Consider the following 26,144-nt stretch of genomic DNA (forward strand, 5'->3'; position numbering starts at 1 on the left):
AAAAAAATCATAGTATGGAAAAGTAGGTCGTATGGAGTATGTTAAAAGAAGAGGAAAATTTTTTTGAGATTATCAATCTACATACTGGTTAATTAAGAATTTTATTCATTTGTTTCACAATAACCAAAACAAATACAAAAATAACAGCATTATAACTAGCAGCTGTCCAAAAGTAAAGATTCCAGTCAGTGCCTTTATACATCCAATCATCATCATGTTTCATATTATAGAAAGTTCCTTTTTTATCGTAAGTGCCAAATGTAAGAGTTGTTAAACCGGCGACACTCTTTGAAACGTCAACTCCATACATTGAACCGACATTGTCAGTATAGTTTATTTTCATATACGTGTAATCAGATAAAACTTTTTCTACCCGCTTGGTTGGCAGAGACACATATAATACAGCTGACGTATCTCCTCCGGGCCCAGCCAAATACTCTCTAGCTTTAATAAATTTTGTTTCATCAGGAAAATCTATGTGGTATAGTTTTTCAAATCTTATTATTTCATTAGAAGTAAGATTTGTATTTTGATAATACTCTGGGGAAAAAGCACAAATAATAAAGTACCAAACATTAAAGATGATAACTAAACTGCTTAAAAATAATACAACTAACTTTTTTAACAATTTCTTCAATGAATCACTCCTTAATCTTTAAAAATTATATCATAAATTTAAATAGAAAATAAAACAAGCGAACGACCAGTTTTAACGTTCGCTTGTTTTGCAGTTTATTCAGATATCATTTTTTTCTCAATAACATCTCTAAATGCTTGTGCTGTTATTTTTCCAATCTCTTCACTATAATCCTCAACATCAAAAGCACGTTTAAAGGCTAACCTAATTGGAACAACAACTGGGTCAAGGTTTGTATTTAAATAATACTCTGCTTCAGAGAAAATTGTGTCTAACGAACCATCAAATCTATTATTTACAAATTGAGTGAACCTATTCATACAGTCATTATTACTATAATAATCTCTAATTGCGATATTTAGAGGTTGTGCATTAGCACCAACTGATGTTTTATTCGCTAGATTAATTGCATCTACATCACTAAATAAATCATCTAGGCTAAATTGATACATATTACCTATTATTTTCATAGCCGCATCATAAGGCGAATTAAATTCTTGAGCGTGTAATTTCATGTCCTGTATTGTTGTTAATAGATCTCCAGTCCAACCAGCAAAATCTCGTAGTGTTTGAGAGTAACCACCACTATAAATAATGGCATTATAAGTTGCCATAAGATGCTGCGTTCCTATGACAGTTTTTGATATAGGATCAACAATTCCATTTACTAGGTCTTCCCCTAGCGCTTTATCTGCCCATTCACGATAAATAGGATCAATCTGGCCTGCGGTAGGGACCCACTTCCACCCTTTGTAGTCATCCTTTCTTAAATACTGGGCAACCAACTCATTAGCTAATTGTGTTTTTTCTACCCCATTATTTAAGTCGCTTTGCATTTGAGCATATTTTTCAGCAGTTTCATATAAAACATCAATTTGATCAAAAAACTTCTTATTCTCTGAAGACACTATATTTATGGTATTAACTCCATTATCCAAACCTGAACAAATATCATTATCAATTTCAATCATTCCAGAACCATTTCCAACAGTAATTGTTGAAATTTGGTCAAACGCCCAATTGTAAGGCAAAGGATATCCTAAGTTTCCGCTAAAGCCAGTAGACATACCACTTACAAAACTTGCAAATGCTAAACCTTTTTTAGAAACTATAGTACATACATTCCTAGGGGCATAAATACCAATTTTGTAAGTTGAACCTAAAAAACCGTTCATTATTTCATTTATACCTTCGAAGTGTGGAATAATATTGTTGTTTAAATCGTTACCATATGCATCATAATCTACTGCAAAGTATATTACAGTGTTATTTTTAAACCCGTATTCTTTTGCTGCTTTATAAGCAGCAAACGCATCTTTCTTTCCTTGTTCTTTATTAAAATAATTTGTTGCTCCCCCATAGGTTTGATAAATCGGAAAAACATTTAAACCTGATTTTAAGATTGTTTCTAATTCACCTGGTTGTATTTTTTTATTTAGTGTACTCCCCGGCGCATTTGTTAGATACCGCCCTACAATCTTATAACCTGCCCTCTTAAGGGACTCCGCCCTGTCCGATGTAATTTGAGTAATTGAGTCACAAGCAACTCCTTTTCGATTGGGGTCTCCAGTACTTACTAGAAGTGAAGCCCATGTTTGAAAGTCGGCAGTACCACTCTGTTGTAATTTTGCAAAAGACTGAAAAGCCTTTACTTTTGATCTTACAGATTCAGAGTATACTCCATCAAAAGGAACATTGTAGCCATTAAAGATTAGAGCAGCTTGAAATAAATGAATAAAACTGTTTTTTTCATCTGTTTCTCCAATTCTTAATACAGGAATCAATCTTTGAGTAGTTGGTCCAAAATTCCCATTAGCTATACTATCACTTAACCCTTCCTCGTACTGTATTGCATAAACAAGAGACTTTTGAGTATCCCTTGAATACAGGCCATCACAGGGCATAAAGTAGAAATTCTCTCTATTGTAATATTTATTATTTAGCCATTGCTGTATTGAACGAACTTTCTCTGACGCCCCATTTAAAAGGATATAAGAGTCCATGTTTAATAAAGCTTTAAACACCTTAGGCGTTACTACACCGTCTGTTTTAGAAAGCCCCATATGCAATTGCATTTCTGCTATCGCCTCTTTCGTTCCCTGACCAAATGTACCCGTTAATCCACCTGGACCATAACCTTTACAATAAAGAGCACCTTGAATAATTTTCACAATATTTTTTTTTGAATTAGTTGACGTAGAAATCGGGCCTAATTCTTTAAGCTTTCTTAAAGTTGTAGGACCAAAACTGTCGGAAGTCTGTGTAATTCCCAATTCTAGTTGTAATGCTCTAGTTAATGCATACATTGTTTTCCAGCCAGTTTTCCCATTTTCCTCAATGGAATTGTAGCCACTTTTTCCTTTGTACGTTTCATTGAGCCATTCCTGAGTTAATAATACCATCTCGTCCATTATATTACCTTCCTCCCAATCTGATGTAACCTTGAAACCTTTCATTCTTATAATTTCTCTTTTTAGTTAACGAAGTAATTATATGAATGTTTTATTTGAAATCTAAGTTCTTCATATTTCGTCTCCCCTTTTAAAATATACCTTTCATATATTAGGTGGCTTACGTATGACACAACACCTCATAAACAAATAAAGCTCTATGTGTTATCAAATTGGATAGGAAGAAGGTTAATTGTGGAGGTATTACATTCGAACATAAAAGTTCTTAATAACTTAAATATTCACTTATAAATATTCAGATTAAAACGGATAAGGATTCAGCCATTGCCCTCCGTCCATTGTGATACAATCCCCGTTTATATAGGATGCTTCATCAGAAAGCAAAAACGCTGCCAAAGCGGCGATTTCCTCCGGTGTGCCCAATCGGCCGAGCGGCACACTGTTCATCGTGCGGGCCATCGCTTTTTCCGATTCAAATAGCTTCTCCGCACCACCTGTTCGTTCAATCGGTCCGGGGGCTATCGCGTTTGTGCGAATGCCGTATTTGCTCCCCCATTCAACGGCCAGCGTTCTTGTCAATGACAATACCCCCGCTTTGGCTGCAGCGGAATGAACGACCCCCGCTCCCGCTCCCCAAGCGTACGTGGCTGCCATATTTAAAATGACACCCTGCTGCTTCTGGTCAATCCAATGCCTTGCCGCTGCCTGGCTGCAAAAAAATGTGCCGTTTAAAACAATCTCAATAACGGCTTTCCATCCATTGGGCGTCAGCTTTTCTGCCGGACAAATAAAGTTTCCGGCTGCGTTGTTAATCAGCGCGTCAAGCCGGCCAAAGGCTTTTATCGCTTCTTTAATCATGTCTGAAGCGGCGGAATCGGAACGGACATCCATTTGAAAACAAGCGACCTGTCCCTCAAAGGTCTGAATTTCTTTTTTTGTTTCCTCAAGTGCCTCATGGTTCCTCCCTGTCACCATAACGTGCCACCCTAATTCAGCCTGTTTTTTTGCCATCGCTTTTCCCATGCCGCTTGACCCGCCGGTAATAATTACCGCCTTTTTTTCCATGTTTATCCCTCCAATTGTGAATGAGTATTCATTCAATAATATTCTATCATTATATCCCTGCCTCTGTCAGCACATGCTCATATGAGATTTTTATCAGATACAGATGATATAATAGAAAAACTCTATTAAAGGTTGGTTTGAAATGAAAAAGATGTCCAGAAGACAATTTCTAAAAGGAATGTTCGGCGCTCTTGCTGCCGGGGCTTTAACGGCCGGCGGGGGATATGGCTATGCCAGGTATCTCGAGCCGCATATGATCGAGACAACCGAACACACAATAAAAAGCTCTCTCATCCCGCACGGATTTGACGGTTTTAAAATCGTGCAGTTCAGCGATGCACACTTGAGTGATTACTTTACTCTCGAAGATTTAAAAACTGTCATTCTTACAATTAATGAATCTAAACCTGATCTCATTGTTTTTACAGGTGATATTATTGATAATCCTGATACGTACCAGCACCACCAGGCAGTCATTCCATTATTGAGAAAGCTTAATGCTCCCTTCGGCAAGCTTTGTATTTACGGCAATCATGATCACGGAGGCTATGGAACTGCCGTTTACAAAAGCCTGATGACGGCCGGAGGTTTCACGGTATATCGCAATGGCTATCAAACATTGTCACTCGCAGATGGCAGCAAAATCGAGATTGCTTCGCTTGATGACTTAATGCTGGGAAACCCAGATTATGAAGGCACCCTTTCAAGGCTGAGCGACAGACTTTTTTCCATTCTTCTCGTCCATGAACCTGATGCAGCCTTGAAAACAACAGATTATCCCGTGAACCTTCAGCTTTCCGGCCATACACACGGCGGCCAGATTCAGCTGCCTTTTTACGGACCGATTATTACGCCTCCATATGGAAAAGTCTACACAGAGGGAATGTATCAAACGGGCAGCACTCATATTTACGTAAACCGAGGCCTCGGGATGACCAGGCTGCCTTTGCGGTTTCTGGCCAAGCCTGAAATCACTGTCTTCACCTTAAAAAGCACAAATTAATGTAGCAGGATGGGCTCCTCATCAATACTTATAAGTAAAAAAGGAGGATGAGGAAACTGCTTACGTACCAGGTAAAGCAAGGTGATACACTGAACAGCATCGCGGCTGATTTCAGAATCAGCACGGCTGCATTACTCCAGGCTAATCCGTCACTGCAGGCAGGGCTCACCGCAGGACAGTCCATAGTCATCCCCGGACTGCCGGACCCTTATACAATTCCGTATCATATCGCAGTCTCAATCGGAGCGAAGACCCTTACGCTGTTCCTAAATAATCGGGTAATGAAAACCTATCCCATCGCCGTTGGTAAAATACTAACGCAAACGCCTACTGGCGAGTTTTACATTATTAACCGCCAGCGCAATCCCGGCGGCCCATTTGGCGCTTATTGGCTGAGCCTTTCAAAGCAGCACTACGGAATACATGGGACGAATAATCCCGCTTCGATTGGTAAGGCTGTTTCTAAAGGCTGCATTCGCATGCATAACAAAGACGTGATCGAACTTGCTTCAATTGTGCCAAACGGAACGAGAGTCACGATTAACCGGTAATGTTTTCTTATTTGTTTCAAAAACAGGCGGTTTATAATATGATAAAGTGGGACCTTTAGGGTAAGGAGCGTTTTTATGGATATATTTAAAAATCGTAATTTTGTTCGTCTATTTTTCGCAGCACTCGCTTCTCAAATGGGCACGACAGTAGGCAACATGGCCTTTGCTTTTTTTTTGCTGGACCGATTCAGTAGCCAGCCTTCATATACGACCTTGGCGGAGCTGATGTATTCTCTTCCGACCATATTTGTATTTCTGATCGTGGGAGTCGTCGCGGACCGGTTTGACAGAAAAAAGGTGGCAGAAAATTGTGATTGGATCAGAGCAGGCCTGACTGTCGTGCTTTTTTTCACTTTATTTACCGGCAATATTCCTCTTGTTTTTTGTATCTTATTTATCAGAAGCGCTGTAACAAAGTTTTTCTTTCCGGCAGAAAACAGTTTGGTACAAGCCATTCTGCCGAAGGAGCATTATGCGAAAGCGGCAGGGCTTAATCAGATGCTTTTTAGCATTTTTATGGTGTTTGGAGTCGGTATAGGCGCATTTATGTACAACACCATCGGTATTGAAGGCGCCATTATTCTTGATTTTGTCAGCTTTATCATTTCCGGGCTGCTCATCCGCAGCTGCCGGATTCCAAAAGAAGCCCGACAGCCAAACGGTGCATTCAGCTGGAGAAAGACTTCTGTTAAGGATTCAATAAATGACTTTAGAGAAGGCATCCTCTATATTTTAAAAAACAAATTGCTGGCATCTCTTATTTTTGGCTTCTTTATTTTTGGATTTGTCAATGGAGGATTCGCCGTATTGCCGATGTTTACAATGAAATATGGATTGGCGCCTGACCGTTATGAGTGGCATACGTCTGTATTTACGATCGCACTCGGGTTTGGGCTGCTAGCAGGCAGCGTAATCGGCACGATCATCTCTAAAAAAGTGAAGCCGCACTTTTTAATGTCGATACCGATTTTCATTGCAGGTTTGCTGATCTTCGTCCTCGGCTACACCAATATTTTATGGGTGTATTACGCGGCAGCTTTTGCACTGGGAATGTGCATCGGACCGATCAACATTGCAATCGGAGGCTGGATGCCCAAAATTGTTCATCCAAAACTGATGGGACGTGTAAGCGGCATGCAGGACCCTTTTATGATGTTTGCACAGTCTTTGACACTCGGCTTAGTTGCGCTGTTATTCCCTAAGTTCGTTTCAAACATTGATTATCTTTATTACGGCATGGGTGTTATCATCCTGATCGTTTTTATTTTTTATTTTATTGCACTGCCAAAATACAGTGCCCAGGCTGTGGAAGTGAATGTTCAGGAAGCATTTCAAGAACAGCCGAAAAAGAAGGCAAGATCTGTATAATGCAGGTTAAAAATGCGCTTTTTTTCTTAGAAAAAAGCGCATTTTTACATTCAATATTTGCATTTCAACTTTAAAAAAGTATAATCTAAACATATAGAAATTGATAAGAGCAAAGGAGAGAAATAATGGACGACCATGCATATACGAAAGATCTGCAGCCAACCGTAGAAAATCTTTCAAAAGCAGTTTACACTGTGAACCGCCATGCAAAAACCGCCCCCAACCCTAAATACCTATATCTGCTGAAAAAACGGGCTTTGCAAAAGCTTGTCAAAGAAGGTAAAGGAAAGAAAATAGGGCTTCATTTTTCAAAAAATCCAAGGTTCAGCCAACAGCAATCGGACGTGCTTATCTCAATCGGAGACTACTATTTTCACATGCCTCCAACTAAAGAAGACTTCGAACATCTTCCGCATTTAGGTACACTTAATCAATCGTACCGAAATCCTAAAGCTCAAATGTCTTTAACAAAAGCGAAACACCTATTGCAAGAATATGTCGGCATGAAAGAAAAGCCGCTAGTGCCAAATCGCCAGCAGCCAGCTTACCATAAACCGGTCTTTAAAAAACTTGGCGAGAGTTACTTTTAAAATAAAAACAGCCGTGCCTCTTTCTGGCAACGGCTGTTTTTATTTATTCAATAACATACGTATCCACTTTTTTAATCAAATCACTGATCTCAGGCTTGCTGATTTGCTCATCTGCGCCTACAACTTCGCCGCGGTGACGCAGATCATCCGTAATTAACGATGAGAAAATCATAACCGGCACATCTGAGCTTTTCGGATTTTCCTTCAGCAGCTTTGTGAGCCTGTGTCCGTCCATTTTTGGCATTTCAATATCAGTGATGATCATATCAATCTGTTCTGATAAATCAGTTTCGTTTTCAGCAAGGTTCATAATGTATTCATATGCCTCTTTTCCATTTTCAAACGAAGCGATGTTGTTGTACCCTGCTTCTTTTAATTCATCCTGCAAGAGGCGCATCAAAAGCGGTGAGTCCTCTACAATGATAAGCTTTTTATCAGTTCTTCTTTCATCGAAGCCCTCGGTATGCATATTATACGTGTCAACACCTGAATCTGATTCAATGTCATAAATAATTTTTTCATAGTCAGGCAAAAAGATCATCAGGTCTTCGAGCTTAATAATCCCGGTAAGGTGCCGCTCCATTCCTTGATTTAACGATGTCGGCTTTTCAATCGCTTCCCAGGATACTCTGTGAATTTGAGAAACAGAGCCGACATGAAAAACAATTTTCCGTTTATTAAATTCAGTCACGATATATTTCTCATCTTTTGATCCTTCAGGCTCTACTCCAAAAAATGAGAAGAGACTGATCACAGGGAGGATTTCTCCTCTGAGTTTAATCATTCCTTCTACATGCTGATGGGAGTGAGGCACTGATGTCACCTCGACAGGCTGAATAATTTCTCTTACCTTCATGACGTTAATTCCGAAAGCATTTTCACCCACGCCAAACTTCACAATTTCTAATTCATTTGTACCAGAATCCAATAAAATTTCGTATTGTTGTAACGACAATTCAATCCCTCGCTATTCGCATTCAGTATTGTACTGTATATATCGGCGTAATTTGTAAAAAGTGAATGGCAGCTCTTCAAAATCAAATTCCGAAGGCAACAAGCCGCGTTCCTCAAAAAAGAAACTTTTTTCCTAATAACCATTGACTTTCCAACTAACAGTGATAAAATAGTCAAGGATTTTTCCAAAGAAGGGTGTAAATAATGGGTACCTTAGTAATATTTAAAGAAAACGAAATGACTGTTTTAGAGGATATCAGTGAAGAAACTTACCTGAATATGAAGAAAGAATCAGCTGACCTTCAAGAAGAGCATCCTCCGTATCTGATTTGGCACGAAGACCTTCATTTTGATTATGGCTATTAATGAAATTGGCACATATAAACAATAATAGAACATGATACAATAAAGACAATCAAATCGCTGGTTGTCTTCTTTTTTTCTGAAAAGAAAGGTATGTTTAGAAAAAAGGCGCATACAATCGAAATATATCAGTTAAAAAGGTGACAAATGATCAGCTAGTGGTAAAATAGGATAAACTCATTATATTTGTTAAGGTGATGAATTATGGAACATTTGCTGAATCCGAAAGCAAGAGAGATCGAAATTTCAGGAATACGCAAATTCTCGAATCTTGTAGCCCAACACGAAGACGTCATTTCACTTACAATCGGCCAGCCTGATTTTTTCACACCGCATCATGTGAAAGCTGCCGCAAAAAAAGCCATTGATGAAAACGTGACGTCATATACTCCGAATGCCGGCTACCTGGAGCTGAGACAAGCTGTGCAGCTTTATATGAAGAAAAAAGCGGATTTCAACTATGATGCTGAATCTGAAATTATCATCACAACAGGCGCAAGCCAAGCCATTGATGCTGCATTCCGGACGATTTTATCTCCCGGTGATGAAGTCATTATGCCAGGGCCTATTTATCCGGGCTATGAACCTATTATCAATTTGTGCGGGGCCAAGCCTGTCATTGTTGATACTACGTCACACGGCTTTAAGCTTACCGCCCGGCTGATTGAAGATGCTCTGACACCCAACACCAAGTGTGTCGTGCTTCCTTATCCGTCAAACCCTACCGGCGTGACTTTATCTGAAGAAGAACTGAAAAGCATCGCAGCCCTTTTAAAAGGCAGAAATGTCTTCGTATTGTCCGATGAAATATACAGTGAATTAACATATGACAGACCGCATTACTCCATCGCAAACCATTTGCGGGATCAAACAATTGTCATTAACGGCTTGTCAAAATCCCACAGCATGACTGGTTGGAGAATTGGATTTTTATTTGCACCGAAAGACATTGCAAAGCACATTTTAAAGGTTCATCAATACAATGTGTCATGTGCCTCATCCATTTCTCAAAAAGCCGCGCTTGAAGCTGTCACAAACGGCTTTGACGACGCATTGATTATGAGAGAACAATACAAAAAACGTCTCGACTATGTTTATGACCGTCTTGTTTCCATGGGACTTGACGTAGTTAAACCGTCCGGTGCGTTTTATATCTTCCCTTCTATTAAATCATTTGGAATGACTTCATTTGATTTTAGTATGGCTCTTTTGGAAGACGCTGGCGTGGCACTCGTGCCGGGTAGCTCGTTCTCATCATATGGTGAAGGATATGTAAGATTGTCTTTTGCGTACTCGCTGGACACACTGAGAGAAGGCTTGGACCGTTTAGAATTATTTGTATTAAAAAAACGTGAAGCAATGCAGACGATAAACAACGGCGTTTAAGCCGTTGTTTTATTTTTTTGGAAATGAAATTTTAAACGCTGTGCCTTTTTCAGGATGGCTGTCCACATGTATAACTCCCTGATGGTTTTCAATGATATTAAATGTCACCATTAATCCAAGACCCGTACCTTTTTCTTTTGTTGTTAAAAATGGCTCTCCAATCCGGTTTAGTACCTTTTCAGGTATACCTTCCCCTTCGTCTTTGACAGTAACATGAACAGAATGCTCATCTTCGGTTATGATAATGTCTACTGTTCCCCCATCAGGCATTGATTCAACTGCATTTTTGATTAAATTAATGAATACCTGCTTTAATTGGTTTTGATCCCCGTTTATATAAATGCTGTCTTTTTCATAACTTGTTCTGATAAAAATGCCATTTAAATTCGCCTGCGTTTCTAACAGGGCTGAAACCTCACCAATTAATTTTTTCAAGTTCAAATATTCTTTGACAGCATTTTGCTGAGGTTTCGCCAGCATGAGCAGTTCACTGAGTATTAATTCGATACGACTGAGTTCAGAAAACACAATATCAAAGTAATGTTCGTTGCCTTCCATTGTCGGTTTCATCAGCTGTAAAAATCCTTTGATCGCTGTAAGAGGGTTGCGGATCTCATGGGCGATTCCCGCCGCGAGCTGCCCTGCGATTGATAATTTTTCCGATTTCAACATCAATTCTTCTGTTTGTTTTCTCTCTGAGATGTCCCGAAGAATGACCTGGACGGCCGCTTCACCAAAAAAGGTTGTCGGAATGCAGACCATCTCCGTATAGATGACCCTGTTCTGAAAGGTGAACCAGGATTGCTTGACAATTTCAGATTCTGTTTTTTGCTCGGCAATGTTTTGGATTCTCTCTTTTACATCCTCGTGATCGCAAGGATGCAGCTGATCGTATATGTTTTTGCCAATTAAATCCTCATATGTAGCCGCTTCAAACAGGGAAATTCCAGACTCATTCATAAATACCCATTTTCCATTGTGAATCACCGCAATGGTATCAATGGAATTTTGAATCAGCAGCTGATATCGTTCACGGCTTTTTTGCAGGATGGTTTGGAATTTCTTCCTTGAAGAGATATCGATCAGCAGCAGCAGCTCAGCCTGCTGGTTTTTGTAGACGGTCGGGGATGCTTTCACTTCTAAATGAACAGGTGTGCCATCAAGCCTTTTCCACGTCTGTTCAATCATTCCGACTTCCATTCCTTTTTGCATTCGTATAATCCTGTTTTTCACGATATCATGATATTCTTCTTCAATAAATTCATAGGACCATTTACCAATAATAGCATCCTTGCTTTTTGCTCCCAGCATTGAGAGCATCGCGCTGTTTACATAGACGATCTTGCCTTTGACACTGATGCATAGCGGACTCGGGAGATTTTCAACCAACCGTTCATAATCATCCGTTATATATGTAGTCGATTCCGGGCTTGCAGGTTCGATTTCATGTTTTTCGCAGTTTAGGGATTGATGGCCTGTTTCTTCTTCAAGAACCTTCATTTTCAAAATGATTTCCCGTTCTGTCCGCTCAGCTCTTGTCGTAACAATTTCTACCGCAGCCTCCACCCACACAATCGTATGATCTTTTTTAATAAAACGAAAGGTGCACGGCATCAGATGATGTTCATTATAAAAATAGCTTTCAACCAAAAATTGGTCTTCCTCATGCAGAAACGTTTTGAGGAATGATCCGATCATCTCTCCTTGGAGATAGCCCAAATGCAGTTTGGAGTTGGCAGATATATAAATGATGCGTCCATTAGAGGCCAAGACTGCATGAATATCGGTTTTTGTTTGAAGTGGTTTAACATGCTGCGTATCCTGTTCCACAGAATCCCTCCTTTGCATGATCATCGTGTTTCGACATATACAGATTGACTTTTACCTAGTATGATTCGCTAGAAAATGAGTATTCTCCTTCTATTCTTATGGTGAACGTCAATTTTTGAATAAAAGAAAGGGCACACAATCTTTTCGTTGTGCACCCTGTTTTTTATTTTTTACTGTGTTTTTTTTCGAGCTCTGCGTAGGCGTGGATAGCTCTTTTGGCAATAATTTTATTGATCTTATCATCATCATCTACTGATGGAACAACAACACTAAAGGCCACTTTTGGTTTTTTCGACGGGTAATAGCCGACAAAAGTCAGATTGTATGTTTTTTTCCCCCACCAGTTGCGATTCGTGCCGTAGTAAAATGTTTCCGCTGTTCCCGTTTTCCCTGATACATCTTCTGTAAACGTATTTTTTGCTGTCCCTGAAGAAGTGACTAATTTCATGCCTGTTTGTACTTGTTTCAAATCGCTCTCTGAATTATTAATCTTATTGAGTACTTTAGGTTTCCTATGTTCAATCGCCTTACCCAGCTGGTCTTTTTTTCCTGGCTTATGAATACTTGTGACGATTCTAGGCTGAACACGATAGCCACCATTGGCGATTACTGAGATGTATTGAGCCATTTGAAGCGGTGTGTATGTATCGTATTGGCCAATTGCTAAGTCTAAAATTAATCCTCCTACAGTTTTAGGTGTGGTTTGCATTCCGGCTGATTCCTGCGGGAGATCAATACCTGTCTTTACTCCCAGACCAAACTGGCTGTAATAGTTTCTCATTTTCAGTAGATCGTTCTGATCAGCCGGGAGAGATCCATGCGGCTTGTATGTTACGCCTGCAATATGCATGGCAACATTGAACATATATACGTTTGAACTTTTTTGCAATGCGGTTAATTCATTGATGGTTCCCATATTAGTATAAGATTTTTTTATAAGATTCGTTCCTAAAAGCATTGGAGCATCGACATAATATTTATAATGCGGAATTCCGTCCTGATAGCCGGCTAGCACGGTGGCCCCCTTTACTGCTGATCCCATTTCATATTGGGTGGTAAATGCCCCTATCGCATAATCTTCAATTTTGTTGGTTTTTAAATCTATCTTTTTCCCTGCCATCGATAAAATATCGCCGTTATTCGGGTCCATCATCACGGCAAAGGCTCTGTCAAGCATGTAATTTCCGCGTGCACGGCTGTTTCTTACTTCTTCTTTAATGATCTTTTCTACCTTTGCCTGAAGCTCCATGTCAAAAGCAAGCTGAAGATCGTATCCCCTGCTGCCTTTATCAATGGTTTTTTGGCTGACGACATTTCCTTTATTATCTTCTACGTATTCCACTTTTTCTTTCTGCGAATTTAAATATTCTTCATATTGATACTCTAAATAACTTTTTCCCACCCTGTCATTATTCGCATAGCCTCTTGTTAAGTAGAAATCTTTCCGGTCGCTCAGCAGGCCCTGATCAGGTGTCGTGACGCCCCCGAAAACAGAATAAAGGGTTTTGTCATAAGGATATTTTCGTGTCCAATCGTTTACGATATCGATTCCCGGAAGTTCTTCTAAATGCTCAGAAACAATGGAAATTTCATCATATGTTAAGTCATTTTTTGGTCTTTGCGAGGAGTTTTTCTTCTCATCAAGCAGCGCTCCGTTTTTTCCATTGCTATTGCTCTTATTTGGATTCATTGCCTTTACGATTTGAGGTTCGTAAGCATTTCCGCTTGAAAACCTTGTATATATCGCAGCAGTTTCCATTTCTTCGTCATCTTGCTGAATAGCCTTTAATTCTTGATCCGGAACACGCTCTATTTGAAGCTTGTAAGCTTGGTCTCCTTTCAGATTGCTTTCTGATTCCTTAAGCAGAGCGGCGGCTTTTTTCGGATGAGCTGCGATCCAGTAATCACGAAGATCCCTTTCCTTCAAAAATTCGGTATCAATATGAATGAAAGAAGCAAGCCGCTTCGCTGTTTTGATTTTATCTTCTGTTTTTGTGCTAGATGTTGATACATACACAATTTCTGGAACGCTCTGGTTGTCGACAGCAACTTTCTGGTTTCTGTCGTACATCTTCCCGCGAGGCGCAGGATAGTAAGCTGTTTTTGCATTTGATTTCTCAGCGTCTTCTTCATGCTGTTCGCCTTCAACAATTTGAACAACCCCGAGCTTAAAAATTAATGCAGTGAATAGAACAAAGACAGCTAGGAAAAAAAGGTTCATTCTGATTGCTCTGTTTCCTTTGCTCTTTTTCTTTGGTTCACGTCCTATTTCAGTCACTTCTGGTTACCCCTCTCAAATCGTTCAATATATTTACATATACTGAGATTAATTGTAACACCTTTGTAATAGTTGTTACAGCGAAAAGGAGTAAAAAAAGCTGTCAATATAAAAACACATTAAAATATAACTAACGGTTCAAAAAAAAGGAAGCTATGTAACGGTACGATAAAATCATATATACCGCTGATTCCCTTATTCTTAGTAATTCAACGGATTTACTTTACGAAAATGACAATCTCTATTTGTCAAAGGAAAGTGCTGGAATCTTTATGACAAAAAAGCTATGTTATGATTTTTCTGTAGAAACAAACAACTCTAGGAGGTTACGAACTAATGAAGAAAGCATTTATTTTATCTGCTGCCGCTGCGGTTGGATTATTCACATTCGGGGGCGTACAGCAAGCATCAGCGAAAGAACTCTCCTGCCAGCCTGTGGTTACAGTAAAAACAGGGAACACAGTACAAAACATGTCACTTAACGATGCAGTGAAAAAACTGCATATTAACACAAATATCAAAACGTTAAACGCTGCAAACGAAAAAGAGATGAAGCAGCTTCTTCAAAAACATGCGAAGCAATCTAACGTGAAAGTTCAGGATGTTCAAAAGACAGAAACGGCAAAACCTGCACAAAAGACTACTGAAAAAGCAGCTGCTGATCAAAACACTGCTTCTAAAGCACCCGCAACTGCTGAAAAAACAAATACAACAACGTCTGCACCTTCATCTGTAAGTGCATATGAGAAAAAAGTTGTTGAACTTACAAATGCAGAAAGACAAAAACAAGGCTTAAAACCGCTTCAAATTGATGAAACGTTAAGCAAATCTGCACGCGCAAAATCTCAGGATATGAAAGACAAAAACTACTTTGATCACCAAAGCCCAACATACGGCTCACCGTTTGATATGATGAAATCTTTCGGAATCAGCTACAAAACAGCAGGTGAAAACATTGCGAAGGGCCAAAAGACACCAGAAGAAGTAGTAAAAGCTTGGATGAACAGTGAAGGACACAGAAAAAACATTCTAAACCCTAACTTTACTCACATCGGTGTTGGTTACGTTGAGTCTGGAAGCATCTGGACACAACAATTCATCGGAAAATAATAAAAAAAAGATTGCCTGTTTCGTACAGGCAATCTTTTTTTATTTCACCCAAAGCTTATAGATACTCTGTGTTCCGCTGTTTTCTTCACCTTGAGCAGCTAGCTTGTCATATAAGGATTTTGCGAGCGACAAGCCTGGCATTTCTTCCCCCATTAATTCTGCTTCCTCTAGTGCGATTCCCATATCCTTAATAAAATGCTTCACATAAAATCCCGGTTCAAAGTTGCCTTGCAGCATACGGGGAGCAAGATTTGACAGTGACCAGCTTCCGGCTGCGCCCGTTGTGATGCTTTTCAGAACATTTTCCGGCTCTAGGCCTGATTTTTGGGCATAAGCCATCGCTTCAGCAACACCGATCATACCGGCTGCAATTGCAATCTGATTGCACATCTTGGTATGCTGTCCGCTTCCAGCCGGTCCTTGATACTGAATATTCTCTCCCATTAAAGAGAAAATCGGCATGCAGGCTTCAAAAGCTTCTTTTTCTCCACCGACCATAATCGCGAGTGTTCCGTTTTGTGCACCGATGTCTCCACCGGAAACAGGAGCGTCTAAAGCGAACAATGCTTTTTCTTTGGCCGCTTCAGCAATCTTCTTCGCAAGCGAAGGCTTAGATGTCGTCATATCAATAAGATATGCCCCTTCTTTTGCGTTTTCAATAATTCCATTGCTTCCGAAATACACTTCTTCAACATCACTGGGATAGCCGACCATTGTGATGATAACATCCGCTTCTTTCGAAAGATCTTTGACCGTATCTTTCCAGATCGCGCCTTTTTGAAGTATGCTTTCTGCTTTTTCTTTTGTCCGGGTGTACACCAATACAGGATGGCCGTCATTGAGAATATGTGATGCCATGCTTTTTCCCATTACTCCAAGACCGATAAAACCAATTGTTTTTTTCAAGGTCATTCCTCCCAGATGTTTCGTTTAGATTTTAGTTAAAATTTATCATTTTTCCTTCATTTTCTAGACTACCATATCTATTCATCTTATAAAATAAAAAATCCCCAAAACAAATGATGTTTGGGGATGTAATTGGATTACAATGTGAATTTTGCAATTGTGTTCATAAGCTCTTGGCTTGCATGTTTTAGTGTTTCCGTTGAGTGTTTGACTTTCTCAAGGGTGACAAGCTGTTCATCGGTTGATGCGTTCACTTCCTCTGCTGCGGCAGCTGATTCCTGTGATATGGCTGAAATGCTTTGAATAGCTTCAGATATCGCAAGCTGTTCTTCACTCATTCTTTGAATTTCCGCGTAAATGTGATCAATACCTTGTACCAGTGACTGCATTTCTGCAGTTATCGTATTTAATACCTCTCCAGTTTCGTGAATGGCACTGTTTTGTTCATCATTCATTCTGCTTGCCTCAACCATCGCGTGAGAGGCCTCTTTTGTCTCAAGCTGGATAAGCTTCACAGTCTCGCTGATATGCTTTGTAGAAAGGGCTGATTGCTCAGCTAACTTCCGCACTTCATCGGCTACGACGGCAAAACCGCGCCCGCTTTCTCCGGCTCTGGCTGCCTCAATACTGGCATTTAAGGCAAGCAAGTTGGTTTGATCAGATATGTTTGATATCGCTGTAACGACTTCTTCAATATTCTTAGTTTGATTTTCCAAATCCAGCAGCATCGTTTCAACCTTTTTCGTTTCCATATTGGCTTCGTTTGATTTCATCAGCAGCTGGCCGAGCGCATCAAGTCCTTTATAGCTTGCATCCTCGGACGATTTTGAGCGTTCTTTAATTCCGCCTGCCTCCTCAGCGATTTGCCTGATTTTCGTTGACAGGCTTTCCGATTTTTCATTAATGGTTTCAACTTCAGAAGCCTGTTCCGATGCCCCTGCGGCTACTTCTTCAATCGCTTTTGCAATTTGTCCGCTTGTTTCATTAGTTTCGGCAGCGACAGCCGTTAGTTGTTCAGAGGTGTCAGATACTTTCCCTGAAGAGAGTCTCACTTGCTCAACCATTTCCTTCATATTTTCAACCATCAGATTGAAATCTCTTGTTAAAATACCGACTTCATCCTTAGATTTTGATTCCGCGCGCACTGTTAAATCGCCTGCGGAAACAGCTTTCGTTTTTGCGATCAACTGCTGTATCGGACCGGTTATCGTTTTGGCCAGGAAGTAGCTGAGAATAATTGTTATGATAAGCGCAAGCAATGATATCCAAAGATTTGCCCGATTCATTTTATCTGAAATCCACATTAATTGATCGGTATCAAATTGCGTTCCGACCTTCCAGCCCGTTTCGCCAATCGTTTGGTACACAACCATTTTTCCATTCACATCTTGTATCCCTTGTTTCTCGGATGCGATGGTTTGCAGTGTTTGATCCTTTGATATATTTTTTCCTTGATTTGACGGATGGGCTAAAAGATTGCCGCTCGTATCAGCTAAAAAGGCAAATCCATTGTAAGGCACCTTTTGTTTATTGACCATACTCTGGATAGCAGAGAGTTTCAAGTCATAGCTGGCAACCCCTATCACTTTTTGCCCGTCTAAGATCGCTTTCGATGCAGTAACAATCATGTCTCCTGTCACGACATCTTTATAAGGTTCCGTCCAAACAACTTGATCCGGGGTTTCAGCTGCAAGCTTATACCATGGTCTTGATGTTGGATCATAATCCTCAGCGAAATCCGCTTTTGGATATGTAAACATTTCTTTTTTTGCGGTGCCTATGTAAGCCATCGCAACATAATCATCGTTATCTTTGATTTGCTTAATGTCATCGTGAAACAGCCGAGCAACTTCTTTACTTGGTTTCGTTACAAATGTATGCGTTAATTCCCCATTAGCCAATCTTGATAACGAAATGGCATAACTCTTTAATTGCAATTCAATATTTTGTTCAAGTGACTGCGTCACGTTTTGAGTTGTATTTTTCCCATCCTCTGTAATCATCGGTTTTAGCGTCAAATAAGAAGACAGCATTAAAAGAACAACTGTGACGATTAACATAATCGAAACAAAAACAGCAATCTTCATGTGAAGTTTTTTAAACAAACCAATCCCCTCCTAATTTCTATATCGGCCCTTTCGTTTGAAAAATGAATAATCAAAAAATAAATTATAAGAAAATCGGAATATATTTACTGAAAATTCAATCTTCGTTATAATGAAACAACATAAGGAGAGTGATGATCATACTAAAACAAATGTATGTGCATGACGGCAGAAAATTTGAGGCTCTGACCATCAGAAACTACACTGAGACTGACATCGAGAGGCTGATTTCTCTTCAAAAAGAATGTTTCCCTCCTCCGTTTCCCCAGGAATTGCTGTGGTCAGAGGACCAGCTTGCCAGCCATATCAAAACCTTTCCAGAAGGGGCTTTATGCGCGCTCATCAATGGCAGAATTATCGGTTCCATGACTGCTCTTATTGTACAATTTGAGCCTGAATCTCCTGATCATACATGGGCACAAGCAACAGACAACGGATCGATTAAAAACCATGAACCTCATGGAAATACTTTATATGTAGTGGATATTTCTGTTTCTCCTCATTATCGAAAGCTTGGAATCGGAAAATGGCTGATGAATACGATGTATGAGCTGACTGTTGATAAGAGACTGGAGCGCCTTCTCGGCGGCGGCCGCATTCCTTTATATCATAAATACGCACACGAGATCAGCGCTGTTCAGTACGTTGAAGATGTGATGGAAGGCAGGAAAAACGACCCTGTGCTGTCCTTTCTCCTCCGTTGCGGGCGTTCACCTATTCGTGTAGTCAGCAATTATGTAGAGGATAAAGAATCATTCAATTACGGTGTGTTTTGATGGAATGGAAAAATCCTTTTTATAAAAAGAGAGCTGTTGATCACAACAGCCCGTTTAAGTGAAATATTCAATTTTCGCGTTAGGGAAAAAGGTATCAATATAGGATTCAAGTGCTTCTCGAAGTGCATGCTCTTCATCTTTCTGATAAATATATTTTCCGATCCCGTAGCGTCCCCATTTATAACGGCGCTTTTCTTCATCTAATTCGAGCTTCGTCTTCGGATAATTTTTCTCTATCACTCGTTTGGCCGGTTTTGTAAAACGGTGTTGAATTAATTCAAACGTTATGTCATGTCTAACGTCCTGCGGCAAAGCAGCATCAAGCTTTTCAAACAGATGTCTGTATCCTTCTTCCCAGCCTTCATGAATATAAATCGGAGCAACAATAAAGCCTAGCGGGTAGCCTGCTTTTGCAACTTTTACTGCTGCTTCTATCCGCTTATCAAGAGGTGAAGTTCCCGGCTCAAAGTTTTTAATCACATAGTCGGCATTAATACTGAATCTGAATCTCGTTTTCCCGTTATGCTTTGCGTCTAATAGGTGATCGACATGATGAAATTTCGTTACAAATCGGAGCTTTCCGAGATCACTTTGGCCAAAATGTTCAATGGCGCGCTTCAGCGTGTGTGTCAGATGATCAATTCCTACAATGTCTGACGTACATGATGCTTCGAACCTTGTGAACTCTGGTGCGCGCTCCTTCATATACTTATCTGCCTGATCCAAAATCTCTTCGACGTTTACATAAGTTCTGATATACGGCTTTGATCCCATGGTTGTTTGCAGGTAGCAGTAATGACAATGCCCCATACAGCCTGTTGCAAACGGAATGGCATATTCGGCCGAGGGTTTGGATGAATCAAACTTTAATGTTTTCCGGACACCGATAACTAAAGTTGATTTCGCATTGCGATATTGCTGAAGATGATTTTTCCCAGGAATATTACGCACCTGATTGTGGGATGTTGTTTCTCTGATTTCAATGCCCATATTCTCAAATTTATCTTGTAATTCTTGGCCCAGCGGATATTCCAGCGCCCTCGGTTCTATATATACAAGCTGCGGAACAAATGGGTTCTGCATGATGCCACATCCTTTTCCTTTACTAACGTTACTTTTCTCACTAGGCGGAAAGGATATGAGTTGTAATGATTTCCTTGTTACTCATACGGATCAATATCAAAGAGTTCTTTGTAAAGCGATTTAGCTTCTTCATAGCTTGCAAACACAGCATCGTCCTCTGCGAACGGATGATAGGTTTCATAAATAAACAGGGAAAGCTCGCCTTCATGGTATGGATGGTGCACAATTTCGGCTTCCTTTATGTGGGCTACATTGGCGGCGTGCGGATTTCTGTAGATCACATAAACAGTATCTCCTGCGTTAAATTGGTTTGACATACTATCCCTCCTAGCCATGTTATTGTGTCCTTCTATACCCTTACTTATGAAAAAAACCAGACAGGCCGGAGGCCGTCTGGTTTTTGTACATTACTTGAATGTTTCTTTTACGAACGCGACAACTTCTTCTGTCGTGCTCATAGATAAGATTTTCTCTTTGAATGACTCAGCTTCTTGTTTAGACAATTTGCTGATTTGTGTTCTTGCCGGAAGGATAGACGTTGCGCTCATTGAGAACTCATCTAAGCCTAAGCCGAGAAGGATCGGAATCGCAATCTCGTCTCCTGCCATTTCTCCGCACATGCCAACCCATTTTCCTTCTTTGTGTGCTGCTTCAATTACCAGTGTAATTAAGCGAAGGATTGCCGGGTTGTATGGCTGATACAGGTAAGATACACGTTCATTCATACGGTCAGCTGCCATTGTGTATTGGATCAAATCGTTTGTTCCGATACTGAAGAAATCAACCTCTTTAGCAAACTGATCAGCGATGACTGCAGTTGACGGAATCTCAACCATCATTCCGACTTCAATATCGTCAGATACAGCCTGTCCCGCTTTTACGAGCTTTTCTTTCTCTTCAAGAAGGATCGCTTTTGCTTCTTTGAATTCGTTAACTGTCGCAATCATAGGGAACATGATTTTCAAGTTTCCGTATGTACTTGCACGAAGCAGCGCGCGAAGCTGTGTTCTGAAGATTTCTTGCTCTTCAAGGCAAAGACGAATCGCTCTATATCCCAGGAACGGGTTCATTTCTTTAGGAAGCTGCAGGTAAGGAAGCTCTTTGTCTCCGCCGATATCAAGTGTCCGCACGACGACTGATTTTCCTTCCATACGCTCAAGAACCGTTTTGTAAGCATCAAACTGCTCATCTTCTGTAGGCAGCTGATCTCTTCCCATGTAAAGGAATTCTGTACGGTAAAGGCCAACTGCTTCTCCGCCGTTTTCAAGAACACCTTTTACATCATCAGGAGTACCGATGTTCGCTGCAAGCTCTACATGATGTCCGTCTTTTGAGACAGTCGGTTCATTGACAAGCTTCGCCCACTCAGCTTTTTGAGCCAAATAAGCATTATGTTTTTCTTCATACTCTTTTACAGTTTCCGCAGATGGGTCAATAATGACATCGCCATTGATACCGTCAACGATAACAGTCACGCCGTTTTGGATCGTGCCTGTAGCCGCTTTCGTTCCAACAACTGCTGGAATCTCAAGAGAACGTGCCATGATGGCAGAGTGAGATGTGCGTCCGCCGATATCAGTAGTGAATCCTTTTACGAACTCACGGTTTAATTGGGCTGTGTCAGACGGTGTTAAGTCTTCAGCTACAATAATAACCTCTTCTGAGATCATGCTTGGGTTTGGAATTTCGACGCCAAGCAGGTGGCCGGTTACGCGTTTTGTTACATCGCGGATATCTGCCGCACGCTCTTTCATATATTCGTTGTCCATAGATTCAAACATGGTAACGAACATAGAAGACGTTTCTTTTAAAGCGAATTCAGCGTTCACTGAATCAGTGCTGATTTTTTCTTTCACAGGGTTCAGAAGCTCAGGGTCACTGAGAACTAAAAGGTGAGCAGAAAAAATATCAGCTTTATCCTGACCCAGTTCTTTCAAAGCGTGCTCTTTGATTTTTTCGAGCTCTTCTTTTGAACGTGCAATCGCTTCATCAAAACGGCTTACTTCCGCTTCAGAATCAGAGATGTTTTTCTTTTCAACCGTTAAATCTGGCTCTTCAAGCCGGTATGCTTTTGCAATCGCGATGCCGGCTGAAGCACCAATCCCTTTTAATTCTTGCATTACTCGCCGAGTCCTTCGCTTTTCATTGTTTCTTCTAAAGCGTTAAGAGCATCGTTTTCGTCAGCTCCGGAAGCAGAGATTGTGATCTCAGCGCCTTTAGCGATACCTAAAGACATAACACCCATAATAGATTTAAGGTTAACTGTTTTGCCGTTATATTCTAAATTAACGTCAGCGTCGTATTTGCTAGCAGTTTGTACAAGAACTGTCGCAGGACGAGCATGGATTCCAGAATCTGCAGTTACTTTAAATGTTTTTTGTGCCATTTTTATCATTCTCCTTTTAACTTAAAGCTTTATTACTTCACAATATTATATCATACAACCGTACTTGTCATCTGACAAGCACGGCGTACTAACACCCTTATTTTTCAATCTTCACAATATCTTCTTGTTCTCTGTTGACTGAACCGCTTGCTTTAATGCTGACTGTTTCTCCTTCAGCAAGATTTGTAAATACAATCGGTGTCATGAGAGATGGTACATTCGGTTTGACTGCATCCAGATCAACTTCAAGAAGTTTTTGTCCAGGCTCAACGCGGTCTCCTTCTGATACGAAAGACGTAAATCCTTCGCCCTTCAGGCTGACGGTATCAATACCAAAGTGGATTAAAATTTCTCTTCCGCCGTCGGATTGCAGGCCGATCGCATGTTTCGTCGGGAACACATTGAGAATTTTTCCGCGAACCGGTGATACGACAATTCCTTCAGAAGGGAGAATCGCAAAACCGTCACCCATCATTTTCCCTGAGAAGACTTGGTCAGGAACATCCGTAATCGGGTGAATTTCCCCGGTAATCGGAGAAACGAAAACTTCCTCGCCGATTTCATTTTGCAGCGGTTCTGCAATCACTTCCTCAACCTGCTGTCCTACTTCCTCTTGAGCAGATGTTTTCGGTTCAGGTCTAGGCTTGCGTCCCGCAATAATGTCTTGCATTTGTGTTTTTAACCCGTCAGAACGCGGTCCGAAAATAGCCTGAATGTTGTTGCCGACTTCCAGCACTCCGGAAGCGCCAAGCTGTTTCAGACGGTCTTTATCAACCTTTTTCTGATCGTTTACAGTCACACGCAGACGAGTGATACAAGCATCAAGGTGTTTGATGTTTTCCTGGTCACCCATTGCCTGCAGAATCTCATAAGGAAGATCCCCTGCTTCACCTGTTTTCCCAGGTGCTGCTGTTTCTTCCGCAGCATCTTCGCGTCCAGGTGTTTTCAGATTAAATTTGCGGATGGCAAATCGGAATCCGAAGTAGTAAATGACCGCTAACCCTAAGCCGACAGGGATGACAAGCCACCATGCCGTCCGGTTCGGTAAAATACCGAATAGGAAGTAGTCAATTAAACCGCCGGAGAATGTCATACCAATCTTAACATTCAACAGCTGCATGACCATGAATGAAAGTCCCGCAAACAAACAGTGAATCGCAAACAGGACTGGAGCAACGAATAAGAAAGAAAATTCCAATGGCTCTGTGATCCCCGTTAAGAAGGATGTCAAGGCCGCTGAACCCATAATACCTGCAACGAGTTTTTTGTTTTGCGGTTTTGCTTCATGATAAATGGCAAGCGCCGCAGCAGGCAGACCGAACATCATAAATGGATATTTACCTGTCATGAACGTACCTGCCGTTAACTGTACGCCGTCTTTAATCTGCGCCATAAAGATACGCTGATCCCCGCGGATGATTTCTCCTGCTGCACTCTTATAGCTGAAGAATTCATACCAGAACGGCGAATAGAAAATGTGATGCAATCCGAATGGGATAAGCGAACGTTCAATCACCCCGAAGATAAATGCAGCAAGGGTTGGATTCGCTTCCACTAATCCTGTTGAAAAGGCATTCAATCCATGCTGGATCGGAGGCCAGATCACTAACATAATAAGACCCAGAATCAGTGCAGAAATTGACGTAACAATTGGAACGAAACGTTTACCCGCAAAGAAACCAAGGTATTGCGGCAATTCAATTGTGTAAAATCTGTTAAACAATAATGCAGCTAACACACCGACGATAATACCGCCGAACACCCCTGTCGCCAAGGTAGGTATACCAAGCATGTTTACATATGCAGGATGGTTTTCCGTAAAGAACTTGGCTCTTTCAACTGAATCCGAAGGAATGGTTCCGTTTGCAAGAAGAACCGCACTCATGGATACATTCATTACAAGATAACCGATAATTGCTGCAATCCCTGCAACTCCATCACCGTTGGCAAGCCCGATGGCTACACCTACTGCGAAAAGAAGCGGAAGGTTATCGAAAACAATCTGCCCAGCGCTTTCCATCACACCTGCTACAAGCTGAACATTGTCATTGCTCAAGAAATGCAGGACCTGAATCATGTCCTTATTTTGCATCGCATTCCCGATCGCAAGCAAAATCCCCGCAGCCGGAAGGATCGCAACTGGAAGCATAAGCGCACGCCCAATTTTTTGAAGAACGCCGAATAATGCTTTAAACATAAGAATTGACCTCCTCTTTTTACTAGTCTGACCTTACAGCTAAAAATCATGACAACGAATTCACAGGCGTAAGTCTTCCAGTTTAACCGTTTACATTTGCCCTTTTACACAACAAAAAGGCATGAGCAAAATTGGGTGCGCAAAAGAACGAGAATGAACTTCCCGTTTTTTTCCCTCAATCACTCATGCCTGATCGAATCAGTAACACGTTATAAGGATAAACTGAATTTATGAAATTTTATTGGTTAATCGGTACAGATGAAGCGTTAGGTAAACCGCTTCCGCCTCATGAACTGGTTTCTTCAATGTTTGCTGCAAGATTTTAATCAATTTCCAAGCTGTATTGTAGCATAGCGGATATTCATTTTTCAATAACAACATTAATTTTTCTGGTTCTTTAGTCGGTTCTTCTTTTTTAATTCTTTCTATTGTAAATCTGATATGTCGGATCAGCCGCAAATAGTTGACACTTTCCTTATTTACTTTCATTTGAAATGAGTCTTCAATCACCTCGACAAGCTGCGCCATGAGCTGAGAGTGCTGATTGACCTCGGACAGCGGACGGTTTGTCAATGCTGAATGGATATGCAGAGCGATAAAACCAATCTCCCCTTCCGGAAGGCAGATTCCCGCTTTTTCATTGATCATATCTATGACTTCTTTGGCAATTTGGTACTCCTCAGGATATAGTGACTGAGTCTCCATTAGAAATGGATTTTTCATATCAAATCCCTGCTGCTGCCTTTTGATCGCAAATGCGATATGGTCTGTCAACGCAATGTGAATATGTTCATTTAATGAGTGATTAGTCCTATTGCTTATGTGATAGATGACATCGTTTGAAATATCAACGAGCTTTTCATCAACATAGTCAAGGAGCTTTTTAAACTGCTTTTGTTCCTTCTCGTCTTTTAAAATGAACATTTTATCGTAGCCTTTATCTTCAATGACATCATCTTGTTTTTTTCCGAAACCAATACCTTTTCCGATTAAAACGACTTCGCTGTATTTATGATGAGAAGCAATTAATACGTTATTATTCAGTACCTTTTTCACTGTGAAGGACCCATTCACGATCCTCAGCTCCTTTGTCATTCAATACCTCATATCGTACATAACGAACAGAATGCACGTCAAACCTTTTT

General features: G+C 40.6%; 21 protein-coding genes and 2 pseudogenes. 8 read left to right on the plus strand and 15 right to left on the minus strand.

Going from position 1 to position 26,144, the window contains the following annotated elements; genetic code table 11:
• Positions 1–88 precede the first annotated feature (88 nt).
• The 4 genes and pseudogenes from MKY10_RS14040 to fadH all read right to left on the minus strand — a co-directional run bounded on the left by MKY10_RS14040 (position 89) and on the right by fadH (position 4,113).
• Positions 89–637, minus strand: a complete 549-nt coding sequence (locus MKY10_RS14040; protein WP_003244760.1) for a hypothetical protein — start codon at positions 635–637, stop codon at positions 89–91.
• A 95-nt stretch (positions 638–732) separates the two neighbouring features.
• The gene (locus tag MKY10_RS14045) at positions 733–1,251 is read right to left on the minus strand and encodes a hypothetical protein (RefSeq protein ID WP_236833395.1); all 519 of its coding nucleotides are present in this window, start codon (positions 1,249–1,251) and stop codon (positions 733–735) included.
• 78 nt (positions 1,252–1,329) lie between these two features.
• Positions 1,330–3,048, minus strand: a pseudogene (locus tag MKY10_RS14050) (glycoside hydrolase domain-containing protein); the annotation flags it as partial.
• 300 nt (positions 3,049–3,348) lie between these two features.
• Positions 3,349–4,113 carry a 2,4-dienoyl-CoA reductase gene (gene fadH / locus MKY10_RS14055; protein ID WP_015383534.1) on the minus strand — a complete coding sequence of 255 codons (765 nt, stop codon included), beginning with the start codon at positions 4,111–4,113 and terminating at the stop codon, positions 3,349–3,351.
• A 142-nt stretch (positions 4,114–4,255) separates the two neighbouring features.
• Between fadH and MKY10_RS14060 the strand changes: the two genes are divergently transcribed.
• From MKY10_RS14060 to MKY10_RS14075, 4 genes are all read left to right on the plus strand, one after another.
• On the plus strand, positions 4,256–5,116 hold the full coding sequence (locus MKY10_RS14060; protein WP_003232400.1) for a metallophosphoesterase: 861 nt from the start codon (positions 4,256–4,258) through the stop codon (positions 5,114–5,116).
• Between the two features lie 56 nt (positions 5,117–5,172).
• A complete protein-coding gene (locus tag MKY10_RS14065; protein WP_072174092.1) occupies positions 5,173–5,667 on the plus strand; it encodes a L,D-transpeptidase family protein in 495 nt (164 codons plus the stop codon).
• Positions 5,668–5,742: 75 nt separating this feature from the next.
• Entirely contained in the window at positions 5,743–7,035 is a 1,293-nt protein-coding gene (locus MKY10_RS14070) for an MFS transporter (RefSeq protein ID WP_015252195.1), read from the plus strand.
• A 125-nt stretch (positions 7,036–7,160) separates the two neighbouring features.
• On the plus strand, positions 7,161–7,625 hold the full coding sequence (locus tag MKY10_RS14075) for a YkyB family protein (RefSeq protein ID WP_003232406.1): 465 nt from the start codon (positions 7,161–7,163) through the stop codon (positions 7,623–7,625).
• A gap of 43 nt (positions 7,626–7,668) precedes the next feature.
• Here MKY10_RS14075 and cheV read toward each other — a convergent pair whose 3' ends face one another.
• Positions 7,669–8,580 (minus strand): chemotaxis protein CheV, encoded by a 912-nt coding sequence (gene cheV / locus MKY10_RS14080; protein WP_014476655.1) that lies wholly within the window; start codon positions 8,578–8,580, stop codon positions 7,669–7,671.
• Positions 8,581–8,783: 203 nt separating this feature from the next.
• Between cheV and MKY10_RS14085 the strand changes: the two genes are divergently transcribed.
• Positions 8,784–8,945, plus strand: coding sequence for a hypothetical protein (locus tag MKY10_RS14085; protein WP_003245246.1), 162 nt, complete (start codon positions 8,784–8,786; stop codon positions 8,943–8,945).
• Positions 8,946–9,146: 201 nt separating this feature from the next.
• Positions 9,147–10,328 carry an aminotransferase A gene (locus tag MKY10_RS14090; protein ID WP_015252196.1) on the plus strand — a complete coding sequence of 394 codons (1,182 nt, stop codon included), beginning with the start codon at positions 9,147–9,149 and terminating at the stop codon, positions 10,326–10,328.
• Positions 10,329–10,337: 9 nt separating this feature from the next.
• Here MKY10_RS14090 and kinA read toward each other — a convergent pair whose 3' ends face one another.
• Together kinA and MKY10_RS14100 are read right to left on the minus strand one after the other, a co-directional pair.
• Positions 10,338–12,158 (minus strand): sporulation histidine kinase KinA, encoded by a 1,821-nt coding sequence (gene kinA, locus MKY10_RS14095; protein ID WP_015252197.1) that lies wholly within the window; start codon positions 12,156–12,158, stop codon positions 10,338–10,340.
• 163 nt (positions 12,159–12,321) lie between these two features.
• The gene (locus MKY10_RS14100; protein WP_048655220.1) at positions 12,322–14,436 is read right to left on the minus strand and encodes a penicillin-binding protein 2; all 2,115 of its coding nucleotides are present in this window, start codon (positions 14,434–14,436) and stop codon (positions 12,322–12,324) included.
• A 336-nt stretch (positions 14,437–14,772) separates the two neighbouring features.
• Here MKY10_RS14100 and MKY10_RS14105 point away from each other — a divergent pair, with 336 nt between their 5' ends.
• Entirely contained in the window at positions 14,773–15,546 is a 774-nt protein-coding gene (locus MKY10_RS14105; RefSeq protein ID WP_003244693.1) for a CAP domain-containing protein, read from the plus strand.
• A gap of 39 nt (positions 15,547–15,585) precedes the next feature.
• On the opposite strand, the gene MKY10_RS14110 is transcribed toward MKY10_RS14105, so the two are convergent.
• Positions 15,586–16,452, minus strand: a complete 867-nt coding sequence (locus MKY10_RS14110) for an NAD(P)-dependent oxidoreductase (protein ID WP_003245029.1) — start codon at positions 16,450–16,452, stop codon at positions 15,586–15,588.
• A 137-nt stretch (positions 16,453–16,589) separates the two neighbouring features.
• Positions 16,590–18,557, minus strand: coding sequence for a methyl-accepting chemotaxis protein McpC (mcpC, locus tag MKY10_RS14115; protein WP_236833348.1), 1,968 nt, complete (start codon positions 18,555–18,557; stop codon positions 16,590–16,592).
• Positions 18,558–18,691: 134 nt separating this feature from the next.
• Here mcpC and MKY10_RS14120 point away from each other — a divergent pair.
• Positions 18,692–19,395, plus strand: a pseudogene (locus MKY10_RS14120) (GNAT family N-acetyltransferase).
• On the opposite strand, the gene splB reads toward MKY10_RS14120, so the two are convergent.
• From splB to glcT, 6 genes are all read right to left on the minus strand, one after another.
• Positions 19,388–20,416 carry a spore photoproduct lyase gene (gene splB / locus MKY10_RS14125; protein WP_003245173.1) on the minus strand — a complete coding sequence of 343 codons (1,029 nt, stop codon included), beginning with the start codon at positions 20,414–20,416 and terminating at the stop codon, positions 19,388–19,390. The pseudogene MKY10_RS14120 and the gene splB overlap by 8 nt on opposite strands.
• A gap of 77 nt (positions 20,417–20,493) precedes the next feature.
• On the minus strand, positions 20,494–20,733 hold the full coding sequence (gene splA, locus MKY10_RS14130; protein WP_003218644.1) for a splAB operon transcriptional regulator SplA: 240 nt from the start codon (positions 20,731–20,733) through the stop codon (positions 20,494–20,496).
• A 90-nt stretch (positions 20,734–20,823) separates the two neighbouring features.
• The gene (gene ptsP / locus MKY10_RS14135; protein ID WP_003218638.1) at positions 20,824–22,536 is read right to left on the minus strand and encodes a phosphoenolpyruvate--protein phosphotransferase; all 1,713 of its coding nucleotides are present in this window, start codon (positions 22,534–22,536) and stop codon (positions 20,824–20,826) included.
• On the minus strand, positions 22,536–22,802 hold the full coding sequence (locus MKY10_RS14140; RefSeq protein ID WP_003154654.1) for a phosphocarrier protein HPr: 267 nt from the start codon (positions 22,800–22,802) through the stop codon (positions 22,536–22,538). The genes ptsP and MKY10_RS14140 overlap by 1 nt, the downstream gene beginning before the upstream one ends.
• Positions 22,803–22,899: 97 nt before the next feature.
• Positions 22,900–24,999: a PTS glucose transporter subunit IIABC gene (gene ptsG, locus MKY10_RS14145; protein ID WP_003244661.1), complete on the minus strand. Its 2,100-nt coding sequence runs from the start codon at positions 24,997–24,999 to the stop codon at positions 22,900–22,902.
• Positions 25,000–25,227: 228 nt separating this feature from the next.
• Positions 25,228–26,094: a ptsGHI operon transcription antiterminator GlcT gene (gene glcT, locus MKY10_RS14150; protein ID WP_003218635.1), complete on the minus strand. Its 867-nt coding sequence runs from the start codon at positions 26,092–26,094 to the stop codon at positions 25,228–25,230.
• Positions 26,095–26,144 lie beyond the last annotated feature (50 nt).

The organism is Bacillus sp. FSL P4-0290, from assembly GCF_037975435.1.
Lineage (GTDB): Bacteria > Bacillota > Bacilli > Bacillales > Bacillaceae > Bacillus > Bacillus subtilis.

What these genes read in the sequence shown, in the direction of transcription:
- MKY10_RS14045 (WP_236833395.1), bottom strand. Translation starts at nt 1,251, where the DNA reads ATGGCAACTTATAATGCCATTATTTATAGTGGTGGTTACTCTCAAACA.
- fadH (WP_015383534.1), bottom strand. Translation starts at nt 4,113, where the DNA reads ATGGAAAAAAAGGCGGTAATTATTACCGGCGGGTCAAGCGGCATGGGA.
- MKY10_RS14060 (WP_003232400.1), top strand. Translation starts at nt 4,256, where the DNA reads ATGAAAAAGATGTCCAGAAGACAATTTCTAAAAGGAATGTTCGGCGCT.
- MKY10_RS14070 (WP_015252195.1), top strand. Translation starts at nt 5,743, where the DNA reads ATGGATATATTTAAAAATCGTAATTTTGTTCGTCTATTTTTCGCAGCA.
- MKY10_RS14075 (WP_003232406.1), top strand. Translation starts at nt 7,161, where the DNA reads ATGGACGACCATGCATATACGAAAGATCTGCAGCCAACCGTAGAAAAT.
- MKY10_RS14085 (WP_003245246.1), top strand. Translation starts at nt 8,784, where the DNA reads ATGGGTACCTTAGTAATATTTAAAGAAAACGAAATGACTGTTTTAGAG.
- MKY10_RS14090 (WP_015252196.1), top strand. Translation starts at nt 9,147, where the DNA reads ATGGAACATTTGCTGAATCCGAAAGCAAGAGAGATCGAAATTTCAGGA.
- MKY10_RS14105 (WP_003244693.1), top strand. Translation starts at nt 14,773, where the DNA reads ATGAAGAAAGCATTTATTTTATCTGCTGCCGCTGCGGTTGGATTATTC.
- splB (WP_003245173.1), bottom strand. Translation starts at nt 20,416, where the DNA reads ATGCAGAACCCATTTGTTCCGCAGCTTGTATATATAGAACCGAGGGCG.
- splA (WP_003218644.1), bottom strand. Translation starts at nt 20,733, where the DNA reads ATGTCAAACCAATTTAACGCAGGAGATACTGTTTATGTGATCTACAGA.
- ptsP (WP_003218638.1), bottom strand. Translation starts at nt 22,536, where the DNA reads ATGCAAGAATTAAAAGGGATTGGTGCTTCAGCCGGCATCGCGATTGCA.
- MKY10_RS14140 (WP_003154654.1), bottom strand. Translation starts at nt 22,802, where the DNA reads ATGGCACAAAAAACATTTAAAGTAACTGCAGATTCTGGAATCCATGCT.
- ptsG (WP_003244661.1), bottom strand. Translation starts at nt 24,999, where the DNA reads ATGTTTAAAGCATTATTCGGCGTTCTTCAAAAAATTGGGCGTGCGCTT.
- glcT (WP_003218635.1), bottom strand. Translation starts at nt 26,094, where the DNA reads ATGACAAAGGAGCTGAGGATCGTGAATGGGTCCTTCACAGTGAAAAAG.